This is a genomic window from Streptomyces sp. SID5464, assembly GCF_009862985.1.
Lineage (GTDB): Bacteria > Actinomycetota > Actinomycetes > Streptomycetales > Streptomycetaceae > Streptomyces > Streptomyces chartreusis_D.
Window position 1 is genome coordinate 102,264 of the sequence record NZ_WWIQ01000005.1, and the last position, 12,800, is coordinate 115,063.

General features: G+C 70.6%; 8 protein-coding genes. All 8 read left to right on the forward strand.

The annotated features are described in order from the left end of the window. Positions 1-29 precede the first annotated feature (29 nt). The 8 genes from GTY47_RS05380 to GTY47_RS05415 are packed head-to-tail and all read left to right on the forward strand — an operon-like array spanning position 30 to position 12,797. Complete coding sequence (locus tag GTY47_RS05380; protein ID WP_010037461.1) at positions 30-2,057, forward strand: ATP-binding protein; 2,028 nt, start codon at positions 30-32, stop codon at positions 2,055-2,057. Further along, the gene (locus GTY47_RS05385) at positions 2,048-2,383 is read left to right on the forward strand and encodes a hypothetical protein (RefSeq protein ID WP_010037462.1); all 336 of its coding nucleotides are present in this window, start codon (positions 2,048-2,050) and stop codon (positions 2,381-2,383) included. Before GTY47_RS05380 ends, GTY47_RS05385 begins: the two co-directional genes overlap by 10 nt. After that, positions 2,380-9,390 carry a DUF4157 domain-containing protein gene (locus GTY47_RS05390; protein WP_010037463.1) on the forward strand — a complete coding sequence of 2,337 codons (7,011 nt, stop codon included), beginning with the start codon at positions 2,380-2,382 and terminating at the stop codon, positions 9,388-9,390. The genes GTY47_RS05385 and GTY47_RS05390 overlap by 4 nt, the downstream gene beginning before the upstream one ends. Positions 9,391-9,413: 23 nt before the next feature. Next, a complete protein-coding gene (locus GTY47_RS05395; RefSeq protein WP_010037464.1) occupies positions 9,414-10,028 on the forward strand; it encodes a HEAT repeat domain-containing protein in 615 nt (204 codons plus the stop codon). Further along, positions 10,025-10,711 (forward strand): hypothetical protein, encoded by a 687-nt coding sequence (locus tag GTY47_RS05400; protein WP_010037465.1) that lies wholly within the window; start codon positions 10,025-10,027, stop codon positions 10,709-10,711. Before GTY47_RS05395 ends, GTY47_RS05400 begins: the two co-directional genes overlap by 4 nt. A 9-nt stretch (positions 10,712-10,720) precedes the next feature. After that, on the forward strand, positions 10,721-11,089 hold the full coding sequence (locus tag GTY47_RS05405; RefSeq protein ID WP_010037466.1) for a hypothetical protein: 369 nt from the start codon (positions 10,721-10,723) through the stop codon (positions 11,087-11,089). Continuing rightward, complete coding sequence (locus GTY47_RS05410; RefSeq protein ID WP_010037472.1) at positions 11,082-12,221, forward strand: hypothetical protein; 1,140 nt, start codon at positions 11,082-11,084, stop codon at positions 12,219-12,221. Before GTY47_RS05405 ends, GTY47_RS05410 begins: the two co-directional genes overlap by 8 nt. 39 nt (positions 12,222-12,260) lie before the next feature. Further along, entirely contained in the window at positions 12,261-12,797 is a 537-nt protein-coding gene (locus tag GTY47_RS05415) for a phage baseplate assembly protein V (RefSeq protein WP_010037474.1), read from the forward strand. Positions 12,798-12,800: the final 3 nt, after the last annotated feature.

Consider the following 12,800-nt stretch of genomic DNA (forward strand, 5'->3'; position numbering starts at 1 on the left):
ACATGGCAGCGACGGGGGCAGGAGACGACATGGGAGCGCACGGTTCGCACGGGGTGCGGGAGCCGCGGGCGGCCGCCGCACACGCCGGCGGACCGACGCTGACCGCCGAGATCAGGCGCGTCCTGGCCCGCGTCGACACCCATGCGGAGCGGGCCAGGGGCGGTGACGGTGGGGCGTCCGGGACGGCTTCGGTGCCGGCCGACGGCGATGCACGTGCTGCGGCCGGAGCCGCCCCGGTCGCCGCTGCCGGTCCCGGGACCGCCGCTCTCGACGCCCTCGTCACCTGCTTCGGACTCACCCCCTTCGAGCGGGACCTCGTCGTGCTCACCGCCGCCCAGGAACTCGACCCCACGACCGCCGCCCGCTGCGCCGCCGCGAGTGCCGACCCCGAACGGGCCCACCCGACCTTCTCGCTCGCACTGGCCGCCCTGGCGGAACCCCACTGGAGCGCCCTCACCCCGGTGTCGCCCTTGCGCCGCTGGCGGATCGTCGAACTGGAGGACGAGACCCGGCTGACGACCTCCCGGCTCCGGCTCGACGAGCGGATCCTGCACTTCCTGCTCGGCTCGCCCTACCTGGACACCCGGCTGCACGGCCAGGCGCGCCGCACCCCCGTACCGGACCGGCTGCCGCCGTCGTACGACGTGGCCGCGAGCCGGGTCGCGGCGGGCTGGGCGGACGGCGCCCGGCCCGACGCGCCGCTGCTCGTCGAGCTGGTCGGCGGCGACCTGCGCAGCCGCGCCGACATCGCCGCCGCGGGCGCCGCACGCGCCGGGCTCGGCCTGTACACCATGAGCGCCGAGGACATCTCCACCGACGCCGCCGAGCGCGACCGGTTCGCCCGGCTGTGGCAGCGCGAGGCGATCCTGCTGCCCGCCGCGCTGCTGGTGGAGGCCGGCGAGGTGGACCGGGACCAGCGGGCGGCGACCGAGGCGTTCCTGGCCGGGGCCGCCGTACCCGTCGTCGTGTCGAGCGCCGACCCGCGCCGTACCGACCGTCCGCACGGCACCCGCGTGTCCGTGCCGCCCCTGGACGACGACGAGCAGTTCGACCTGTGGGCGGACGCCTTCCGGGACGTGGCCGACCTCGACGACGGCGAACTGCGGTCGCTCGTCGCGCAGTTCCGGCTGCCGCCGCACGTCGTGCGTTCCGCCGCCGCCACCGTACGGCGCGAACTGCCCCACGAGGACGAGCTGGACGCCGTGCAGCTCGCCTGGCGGGCCGGTCTGGACGAGGCCCGGATCGGCATGGACGAGCTGGGCCGCCGCATCGAGCCGCAGGCCGGCTGGGACGACCTGGTGCTGCACGAGCGGCAGACGAACGTCCTGCGGGAGATCGTCGCGCATGTGCGGCAGCGCGCCACCGTCCACCAGGACTGGGGCTTCGCGCGGACCCTGCGCCGCGGCCTCGGCGTCACCGCGCTGTTCGCGGGCGGCTCCGGCACGGGCAAGACGCTCGCCGCCGAGGTGATGGCGAAGGAGCTCGGCCTCGACCTGTTCGTCATCGACCTCTCCCAGGTCGTCAGCAAGTACATCGGCGAGACCGAGAAGAACCTCCGCCGTGTCTTCGACGCCGCCGAGGCGGGCGGTGCGCTGCTGCTGTTCGACGAGGCCGACGCCCTGTTCGGCAAGCGCAGCGAGGTCAAGGACAGTCACGACCGGTACGCCAACCTGGAGGTCAGCTATCTGCTCATGCGGATGGAGGCCTACCGCGGGCTCGCCATCCTGACCACCAACATGAAGAAGGCCCTCGACAACGCCTTCCTGCGACGCATCCGCTTCGTCGTCGACTTCCCCTTCCCGGCCGAGCACGAACGCGCCGAGATCTGGCGCCGCGTGCTGCCGCCGCAGGCTCCCGTCAAGGACCTCGACCCGCGGCTGCTCGCCCAGCTCACGGTGGCGGGCGGCTCGATCCGCAACATCGCCCTGTCCGGGGCGTTCCTGGCCGCCGAGGAGAGCGAGGCGCTGCAGATGCGGCACATGGCCGCGGCGGCCCGGACCGAGTACCTGAAGCTGGAGCGCTCCTTGACGCCGACGGAGGTTCGCGGATGGGTGTGAACCGGGACGGCAGCAACCGGAGCGCGGGCACGGGCCTGGTCCCCGACGGGAACCACGCGCCGAGCGCGATCCGGGTGGACATCGGCGAACTCGTCCTCGACGGCTTCCGCGTGGACCCGGACCGGGTCTCCGCCGCGTTCGAGCGTGAACTCGACCGGCTGGTCCGCGAACACGGCGTACCGCTGGCGGCCGACGGCGCCCTGACCGTGGACACGCTGACCGGACTGCCGCCGCTGCCCGCCGGGCTCTCCTCCCGCCGGCTCGGCCAGGAACTGGCACGCGCCGTGCACGCCGGGCTCTCCGGCCGCGGGGAGGTGACGCGATGAGCGCGTCACAGACCCAGGACTCCCGTTCCGGACAGTCCGCCGAGCAGCGCCGCCGCAAGCGACGGGAGAAGGCGGCCAAGGCCCGCGGCCCGGAGCCCAAGAACATCGTCAGCGGCGCCGGGCAGCCGCTGGACGCGGGCGTACGGCGGGACCTGGAGGAGCAGCTCGGGCACGACCTGAGCCGCGTACGACTGCACACCGGGCCGGAGGCAGGGCGGCTGACGGAGCTGCTCGGCGCGGACGCGGTCGCGGTCGGCCAGGACGTCTTCTTCCGCGAGGGCGCCTACCGCCCCGGCACGACGGACGGCCAACGCCTGCTGGTCCACGAGTTGTTGCACACCGTGCAGAACCCGCACGGCCTGGGCGCGCTGCGGGCCGGGCGCGAGCCCGGCGCGGTCAGCCTGCCCCAGCAGGCGATCGAGCAGGAGGCCGAGTCCGTCGCGCAGGCTCTCGCGCGCCCGGAGGCCGCGGGGAACGGCCGGTCCGCCCCGGGCACCCCGGAGCTGGAGACGGGGCAGACCACGCCTGGCTGGCTGCGGTACGCCACCGTGGACGCGGACCGGAACCGGCTGGAGCAGATCGATCCGGCGACCATGCTGGACCGCCTGGCGAACTCGGTCGTACGGTCGCTGCGCGCCGACCCGGAAGACCTCTCGAAGCGTACGCGGCAGCAACTGGGCCGGCTCCCCGAGGAGTTGCTCGACCGGGTCCTGGAGCGCCTGGAGGACAGGCTGCTCGGCTCGGAGCAGGACAAGGTGCTGGACCTCGTCGAGGAGATCGAGGCCGACGCGGCGCTCGGCGGTGACGCGGAGCGTCCGCCGCTCGACGCCCCGGCCGTCGAGCCCGACGCGGCGGAGGAGTTGCGGCAGGAGCGGGAGAGCGAGCAGCGCTCCGTCGAGGAGGAACAGGCTCGCCAAGAGCGGCCGGCCCTGGCGCCGGGACCGGAGAAGGACCGTGCCGAGGGGGAGAACGCCCCGGGCAGCACCCCGCGCAACGGCGGGACAGCGGAGAGCGGAAGCACACCGCAGGGCGGGGGAGCGCCCCGGGGGTGGCAGGAGCCTGGGGCGGCCGCGGGCCACGAGCGTGCGCCGGCCGCGTCGCAGGGGCAGCCGGGGGCGGCCGGGGGACCGGGTGCTGCCACGAGCGAGCCGGCCGGTGCCTCTGCCGGGGGCGCCGGGCAGGCGCGGGAGCAGAAGTCCGAGGGCTCCGGCGCGGGCGCCCGGGAGGACAAGCAGGACGGCGGCGGGAACAAGCACGGCGGCCAGGACAAGCAGGGCGCAAAGGACAAGGAGGAGGCCAGCCGGCAGGGCGCTGCCGCCGCGAACAAGGAGGAGTCCGCGGCCGAGAACCGCCCCGGAGCGGCCGAGCAGCCCACCGCGGGTCACAAGGTGCAGCAGGAGGACCAGGGCGGCAAGGAGAAGCCCGGGGGTCCGGCCACGGCGGCGGGAAGGGACACCGGGCTGCCCGGCAGGACGAGCAGGCTCGACGGCGTACGCAACCAGGATCTCGAAGGGCCCGAGGAGACCGCCGAGGACGACCCGTTCGGCTCGGGCAGCGAGTCGGAGGTGGACGTCGGCGGCGCCGAGAAGAGCGCCTGGGACGTCAAGCTGCAGCCGGATGACTTCCTGCCGGAGCAGGACCCGGACGTGTCCGGAGTGCCGACCGCGGACAAGCTCGACCCGTCCTCGTCCGGCGGGCAGTCCGCACCGTCGTTCCCCGCTCCCCCCGTGACCAGGGCCGACAAGGTGCAGGCCGAACGTGACGCGGAGGACGCCGAGGACGGGGCGGCCGGGCTCGAGCCCGAGGGGACCGATGCCGAGGCGCCCGCGGAGCCCGACCCGTCGGTGGAGACCGAGGGCGGCCCGGGGGACGGCCTCCTCGGCGGCCTGGAGGCGGAGCGGGACGGGGAGTCCCGGACCGGGCCCGGCGCACCGTCGAAGGACCCGAAGAGCGGAGACGACCCTAAGGCCGGGCCCGTCGCCGCGCAGAAGACGGTGCAGGAGGCCCCCGGGAACTCCGAGGGTGGCGGTGCTGAGAAGGAGGCAGCCGCCAAGGAGGCGGAGAACACCCCGGCCGCGGGCGACAAGGACCAGGGCGCGCAGGAGAAGCAGTCCCAGAAGGCGGCGGGCGGTACGGCGGCGGCGCCGGGGACCGCGGGCGAGGGCGAGCAGAAACAGCCGGGCGCCGCGTCCAAGGGCAGCGCCACCACCGGCCAGGCGCAGGCGGGCGCCGCCGGATCGGCGGGCGGCGAGGAGCAGGCGGCGGACGCCAAGTCGCCGTCCCCCGCACGCGGTACGCACGTCCCGGGCGGTTCCGGCGCCGACACCCCGGGCGGCGCGAGCAAGGAGGCGGCCGACGGGACGCAGAGCGGGTCGTCCGACGCGGGGCCGACGAGGAGCGAGGACGCGGCACCGGCGGCGTCGTCCGCGAAGGCAGCGGAGGCCCCCGCCCCCGCCCCTGCCGCACCTGTTTCGGCGCCGGCGCCGAAACAGGCCCCCGGCGAAGCCCCCAAGGACGCTCCGAAGGCCTCGAAGGAGGCGCCGGCGCCCGAGGCCGCGCCCGCGCCCAGGGCACCGCGCGGCGGAGGTGGTGGCGGTGCTGCCGGGGTTGGTGGCGGCAAGGGGTCCGCGTCCGGCAAGGGCAGGAAGAAGGACTCGGCACCGGCGCCGAACCTCTCCCAGGTCTCCCCGGAGGCCGGTCTGTCCACGGCGTCGAAGCTCAAGCCGCACACGGCACTTCAGGCGATGGGCGGCGTCGGTGGCGCGGTGGACCGCACGGTCGGCGACGAGCATCAGCAGCTCGCCGCGGCGCCGCCGACGATGCAGCGCCCGGCGGGCGCGCCGCAGACCCTGGAGGGCAAGCCGAAGGCCGACGCACCGGCGCGGTACTCACAGGACCCGGCGCGGAAGTCCGAGGCACCCAAGGACGAGAAGGCCGAGGTCACGGGCGAGAAGAAGCCCGAGGGCCAGATCGAGGCGGAGAAGGCCGAGGAGCCCGGCGGCTGGGACACCTTCAAGATGGCGCTGGGCTTCGTCGGCGCCAAGATCGTCAACGGGGTCACGAGCTTCTTCGGCGCCGACGAACCGGTGGTGGATCCGCAGGAGCTGGCCGCCAAGTTCGCCGGGCTGCCGACCAAGGACGAAGCCCTGAAGCAGGCCCAGGCCGGCAACGCGCCGGGCGTGGGGATGCAGGGCGCCGCCGAGCAGACGGCCGGCGAGCAGGGCGCCGCGGTCGACAGCAAGGGCCGGGAGACCGTCGCGACGGGCAAGGACGACGCCGCCCGCCCGATGGGGGAGAACCAGGTCTACCCCAACGCTCCCGAGGAGCAGTTGAAGGGGAAGGTCCCGGGGCAGCAGGGCGGCAAGGGCGGTGTGCCCGGGGGCGAGGGCGCGGGCACCGGCGCCGTGCCGGCCGAGGCGGCGTCCGAGGTGGCGGAGCACGACCGCGGCCCGGAGTTCCAACGGGCTTTCACCCACGGCCAGAAGGGCATGTCCGAGGGCCGCCAGGTCAAGGACAGGGACTTCCGCGACTCGCAGCAGAAGCACAAGCAGCAGGTCGACAGCGAGGTCGGCAAGAACACCGACGCCCAGGCGAGCGAGCGCGGGAAGACCCTCGACGAGGTCACCTCGCAGCGCGCCGACTGGCGCACCGAGCAGGACGAGGAGCTCAAGAAGCTCGGTACGAAGAAGACCGAGAAGCACGAGAAGGTACGCAAGGACGTCAAGGAGCGGGAGAAGAAGACCGACGACGACGTCGAGCAGGAGAAGAAGGACAGCGACAAGAAGATCCAGGACAAGGCCACCACGGCGGAGTCGGACGCGAAGAACAAGACCGACACGGCCGCCAAGGAGTCCGGCAACTGGGTCACGAAGGCCTTCGAATGGCTCAAAGAGAAGGTCATCGAGATCAAGAACGCGATCGTCCGGATCATCCGGGCGGCGCGTGACGCGGTCGTCGGCTTCATCAAGAACTTCAAGGAGAACGCCGAACGCTGGATCAACGAGGCCCGCGCGTTCATCGTCGACACGGTCAAGAACCTGATCAACGATCTGATCGAGTTCGCCAAGGCGATGGTCCGGGCCGTCATCGAACTGGCCAACCGCGTCAGGAAGTTCATCACCGACCTCATCGCGGCGGCGATCGCGTTCGTCACGAAGCTCGCGGCACAGCTGAAGCAGATCGTCTCCGACCTGCTGAACGCCATCGCGAAACTGCTGAGCGACATCCTGAACGTCCTCAAGAAGATGCTCATGGACGTCGTCAGGGCGGTCGTGGACGCCGTCAAGACGGTGCTCGACTACGCCTCGAAACTCCTGGCGGGGCTAGGCGAGTTCATGATGATCGCCGTCGACTTCCTCTCCGACCCGGGCGGCTGGCTGGGCGGCGCGAGGAACTCCGCCGTGGACGGTGCGAAGAACCACCTGTTCCGTGAGGTCCAGGCGGCGGTGAAGTCATGGTTCCAGTCCAAGATCGAAGAGATCATCGGCATCCCGAGGGCGATCCTCGACAAGCTGATCAAGGGTGGCTACACCCTGGAGAAGATCGTGAAGGAGACGTGGGACGCCATCGTCCCGCAGCTCCCCTTCATCATCGGCGAGATCGTCATCACCAAAGTCGTCGCCAAGCTGATCCCCGGCGCCGGCTGGGTCATGGCGGTCATCGACGCGATCCGCACGGCCATCGGTGCCCTGGGCGAGATCCTGCGCGCGATGGGCGCGGTCCTCGACTGGCTGAAGGCGGTCCGCCAGGGCGGCGCGGGCGTCCTCTTCGCCAAGGCGGTCGCGGCGGGCATCGTCGCCCTCCTCGAACTGGCCTACGAGGCGCTCCTGAGCGGCATCGGCAAGTACGTCGCGAAGGTCGGCCGCCGCCTGAAGGGTGTGGCGGCGAAGCTCGGCAAGCCGGACAGGGGCGGCGACAAGCCGAAGCCCGCCCGGGGCGACGACCCGAAGCCGGCCGACACGAAGCCGGCCCGGCCCGCTTCCACCGACACCTTGCCCAAGCCGGGCAAGGCCACGGGCCCCGGCACGAAGCCGAACGCGAAGCCGGAGCCGAAGGCCGATCCGAACAGGCCGACGAGGCAGGCGCCGGGCAGGAACAGGGGCCCCGGCAAGGACCAGGACACGACTGCGGGCAAGCCCAAGGACGACATTACCGGCGGTGACAAGAGGCCCACGGGCAAGGACGGGCCGGGCCGGCCCGCAACGGACAAGGACGCCCCGGGCAAGCCGGACACTCGCCCGACTCCGGCCCCGAAGCCGAAGCCGAAGCCCGAACCCAAGCCGAAGCCGAAGCCCGAGCCGGACGCGAAGCCGAAGCCCAAGGACGACGCCTCGGGCAAGCCCAGGGACGACAAGGACACGACCAGGCCGAAGGACGACGGCAAGACTCCCCCCAAGGACCAGGACCCGGCCAAGCCCACGTCGGACGAGCCCAAGTCGGACGAGCCCAAGCACAAGGGCGCCGACCGGGACCCGAAGAAGCCCGCGTCCAAGGGTGAGAAGGACGGCGGCAGGAAGCCGAAGCCCGAGGACCGGGACAAGGGGCCGAAGAAGCCGACGGACGGCAAGCCCAAGGAAAAGGGTCCGGCTGAGGAGAAGCAGAAAAAGAAGGACGAGCGCAAGAAGGAAGAGGACTCGAAAGAGTCCAAGGACGCCCGACTCGAGAAGATCGTCGCACGCCTTCGCCCCAAGCTCACCGGTGTCACTCAACGCGGTATCGGGAACCTGCCTCTGCGGGCACTGCTCAAGACGTTGCGCTCCTGGTACCGGCTCACCGCTCTCCAGCAGCAGAAGACCGGCGAGCAGGAGAAGATCACCGCTGTCCTGAACCCGCAGAAGGATGCGCGTGACCACCTCGAGCACGCTCGCAACATCATCGAGGGCAATGAGCCTGATTTCGCTCGAGCCATCGGTAGCCAGGCCAACAGGGTTGCCACCGACCCACGTGTCGCCGGACTGGCGGCCGCCGTCAACGCGGCCCAGGCCCAAGGGCAGAGCGCGCGGGATGCAGCGCGCAAGGCCGCACGTGAGCAAGGGGAACGGGACGGCCTTTCGGACAAGCAGATCAAGGATCGGGAGCGCCAGGCAGCTGCCACCGTCCCGCCGCGCCCGGCAGCCGCACCCATCGTCGAATCCGTGGCCATGCGGACGGGTGCTCGCCCCATTGGCTACGAGACCATCGACATGGCGGCGCGTTCCCACATGGCCGCCATCGTCGGGGAGCTGCACAGAGGAGCTCGCGGGAAGTCGAATCCGGCCAACACCCAGGTGCAGACAGGTCTGGGCAGTGGCCACTACCACCAGAAGCCTGCAAAGGCCGGGGGTACGCCGCGGGATGCCATTCCGCAAAAACTGCAGAAGCTTGAGGACGCCATCGTCCGGGACATGCAGGGCACCACGCTCAGCAGCACCCAGAAACACGCCACGGCAAGGGAACGGATACAGAAGGCATATTTCGAGATCCTGCAAGGCCGCATACCTTCGGACAAGTTCTTCCGTCAAGACCCCGAGGCTGTAAAGACCATCGCGGGCGCTGCGCGACTCATGGGCGTCGTGGAAGGTGGGCGACACATAACGGCGTCCCTCACCGGCATAATGGCGTGGAAGGCCTCCACGATTCCGGACGTAACCTGGGAGAACGTCGTAAACGACATGAACTACATGGCGCCCAAGGATGCCCCGAAATCGGCCGACTACATGTATGACCCTGAGCAGCTCGCCAGGGACCACTCGAAGAAGACGGAACCCGGACTGACGAGTCATGGCCGAAAGATAAACACCGCAACTCCGAAGATGCAGGCCAGGATGACCAGTCTGCTCATCCACAGCTTTGCCCAGTACAAGGCCGAAAACATTTACCTGGGTAAGCAGCAGCTCATCGACGAGTTCCCGGACTGGGTCCTGAAGAATTCCGTGCCGTATCTTTCACCCGAAGGCGGCCTCAAGGCTTCCAGCGCCCCAGGGCCCGGCTGGGTGCAGACGGGTGACGGTCTGTGGGTCCCGCAGTGATCTCGAACCAAGGAAGACAGGAAATGACTGACCTCGTTCGCCTCGTGCCCAGGATGCCCTTCGGCAGGGACGAGATGAAGCAACTCGCCGAGCGCTTGGGGTGGACCCTGCATGCTGTCCAGGAGGGGGAACCCGACGCGCCCGAGGGCGTGCCGTTCGAGATGATCTGGATTTCCGTCGACCAGAAGTCAGCGATTCACTGGATCGAGGACCATCTGCTGCAGGTGAACTACATCGGGATCACCGGGCCTTCTCGCGCGCACACGGAAGTACTGCTGCGCGACGTCTTGGACGTCCATTCTCCGAACTCCATGACCGACCTTTTCGACAGTGCGCGCGATGCTGATTCCCTTATGAACTCCGTGAGGATGCTCAGCATTCAATGTCAGGGGGACTACGACCCGCAGTTGTTCGCCCTGTTGCGTTGGGCAGTGAATGACCCGTCACCGATTGTTCGGCGAGTCACCCTGCTGGCCGCTTCCACGATCAGCTGGGCTGAAATCGATCCGCTCGTGCAGTACGTGCGCGACCACGACCTGGACGAGACGGTCCGCGCCGAAGCGGCTCAAGTGCTCGACATCATCCGAAGCCGTGCAACTCGCGCCGCGACCTCTGAGAAAACGGGGGGCGAAGAGTGACCCGCTACGCAGACATCCCCAAACCCATCCGCTCCGGCATAGTCCTCGTGGACCCCGAACGCGGCACCCCCCAACGCATCATCGTCCTCCAGTTCAACCCCGACACCCTGGAACGCAGCCTCTCGCCCCAGTCCGCAGGAGGCAGCGGTGACTCCGCAGGAGGCGGCAGTGGCAACGGGGACAGGAACGAGGCCCTCCGCCTGAAGGGCCCCGCGCAGGAGACCTGGAAGTTCACCGCCGAGATCGACGCCACCGACCAGTTCGAGATCGCCGCGCCCGACGGTATCCACCCCCAGCTCGCCGTGCTCGAAATGCTCGTGCAGCCGACTTCCGCGCAGCTCAGGGAAGCGAGCCGGCTGTCGAAGAAGGGGACCATCGAGATCAGTCCGATCGAGATGCCGCTGACCCTGTTCACCTGGGGCAGCAAGCGCGTCATGCCCGTGCGGCTGACCGAGCTGTCCATCAACGAGTCCGCCTTCGACGTCGACCTCAACCCCATCCGGGCCTCCCTGAGCATCGGCCTCAAGGTGCTGACCGTCAGCGATCTGCCGCTCGGCCACCCTGGCGCCGAGCTGTACTACGCGCACCTCGCGCAGAAGGAACGCCTCGCCGGCGCGGCACGCACCGCAGGACTCGGATCGCTGGGGCTCAGGCCCGGCGACATCACGGTGGGAAGGGGCTGAGTACCGGACATGGCCGGCATCGAACCGTACGAGAACGCACTCGACGCGATACCCGGGGCGCACCCGTACCCGCGCACCAGCCGCTACCACGACGCCGAGATCGGGGTGCACCGACAGCCCGACGGGACCGAAGTGCGCTACACCAAGCGCCGGTTGCTGCCGCCCCTCGAGGAGAGCGAGGACACGCAGGCTCATACCGTCCGCACGGGCGAGCGCCCCGACCTCCTCGCCCGGCGCTACTTCGGCGACCCCGGCCAGTGGTGGCGGATCGCCGACGCCAACCCCGTGCTGGACCCGCGCGAGCTGACCGCCGAACCGGGCAGCGAGGTCGACATCCCGCTCGCCGGGCACTTCCCGCGGGGGGACCGGCGTGGCTGAACTGCCCGTGGGCCGCGGCCCCGTTCACATCACGCTGCACATGGGACCGCAGCTGGTGCGTCCCGTGCCCGCCGAGGTGACCGAGGCCCTGCTGTCCGCCCAGATCACCGCCACCGCGGGTGAACGCAGCGGTTTCCAGCTGGCCTTCGACCTCACCAAGAACGGCCTGATCAACCGCACCCTGCTGCCCGAGGGCTTCTTCGATCCGAAGACGCGTCTCGTCGTGACCGTCACCGTGCGCGGCACGCCCGAGGTGCTGTTCGACGGCCTGATCGTCCGCCAGGAGGTCGGGGCCAGCAACCAGCCGGGCCACTCCACCCTGACCGTCACCGGAGAGGACCTGGCCCTCGTCATGGACCTGGAGGAGCGCACGGACCGGTACCCGAACATGCCGCCGTCGCAGCGCGTCCTCACCCTCCTGCGCCGCTACTCCGACTACGGCATCCGGCCCGACGTGTACACCGAGAAGGTCACTCAGCCCCCGCACCAGGACCTCCGCGTCCACTACCAGACGGGCACCGACCTCCAGTACATCAACGAGCTCGCCAGGGCGAACGGCTACACCTTCTACCTGGAGCCCGGCCCGACCCCAGGACAGTCCAGCGCACGCTGGGGACCCGAGGTCCGCCTCGGCATCCGTCAGCACGCCCTCAACGTCAACATGGACGCCCACTCCACCGTCGACCAGCTGACCTTCGCCTACGACGGGACGGCGCGGGAGGAACCGCAGGCCCGCTGGCAGGACCCGGGGACCCGGCAGTCGACCCTGCTGCCGCAACCGCCGATCAGCCCGCTGCGGCCGCCCCTCGGCAAGCGGCCCACCCCCGCCCTGAAGCGCAAGACGCTCTCCGGCACCGCCAAACAGCAGCGGGAGCAGGCCGAGGCGGAACTGCTCGCCCGGGCCGCCGTGTCCGCCGACGTCATCTCCGGTTCCGGCTCGCTCGACGTGAACCGGCACGGCTACATCCTCCAGCCGCGCCAACTGGTCGGCGTGCGCGGCTCGGGCCGTACGTACGACGGCGACTACTACGTCAAGTCCGTCACGCACACCCTGCGCCCGGGCTCCTTCCGGCAGAACTTCACGCTCTCCCGAGAGGGACTCGAAGCCCGCAGCGCCCACGTCAGGCCCTGATCCACCCCGAACCGAACATCACGACCAGGAGCAGTACACATGGCGGCATCCGGCAATCGCTACCTCGGCAAGTTCCGCGGCCGAGTCGTGGACAACAACGACCCGCTGCACATCGGCCGCATCACCGTCGAGGTCCCGGACGTCCTGGGCGACGAGCCGTCGACCTGGGCGCTGCCCTGTCTGCCGTTCACGGGGCCCGAGGCCGGGCAGTTCGTGGTGCCGTCGCCCGGGGCCGGGGTGTGGGTCGAGTTCGAGCAGGGCGACCCCAGCTTCCCGGTGTGGACGGGGTGCTGGTACGGGGAGCAGGCCGAGCTGCCGCCGGACGCCCGCCGGCTCGTCCAGCCGGCGTCCCAGGCCAAGCCCCTCGTGGTCCAGACACCCGAGGCGCACAAGATCGTGATGAGCGATCCCCCCGGCACCGACCAGGGGATCCTGCTCCAGGCCCAGGGCGGGGCGTACATCCGCATCACCAAGGAAGCCATCGTGATCTCCAACGGCCTGGGCGCGGAGATCACCCTGCGCGGCGACCAGGTCGACGTGAACGAGGGCCAGTTGACCGTCGCGTCCAAGCGATAGATA

Bases quoted from the DNA above. Each gene is read 5' to 3' on its own strand.
- GTY47_RS05380 (WP_010037461.1), top strand. From the start codon at position 30: ATGGGAGCGCACGGTTCGCACGGGGTGCGGGAGCCGCGGGCGGCCGCC.
- GTY47_RS05385 (WP_010037462.1), top strand. From the start codon at position 2,048: ATGGGTGTGAACCGGGACGGCAGCAACCGGAGCGCGGGCACGGGCCTG.
- GTY47_RS05390 (WP_010037463.1), top strand. From the start codon at position 2,380: ATGAGCGCGTCACAGACCCAGGACTCCCGTTCCGGACAGTCCGCCGAG.
- GTY47_RS05395 (WP_010037464.1), top strand. From the start codon at position 9,414: ATGACTGACCTCGTTCGCCTCGTGCCCAGGATGCCCTTCGGCAGGGAC.
- GTY47_RS05405 (WP_010037466.1), top strand. From the start codon at position 10,721: ATGGCCGGCATCGAACCGTACGAGAACGCACTCGACGCGATACCCGGG.
- GTY47_RS05415 (WP_010037474.1), top strand. From the start codon at position 12,261: ATGGCGGCATCCGGCAATCGCTACCTCGGCAAGTTCCGCGGCCGAGTC.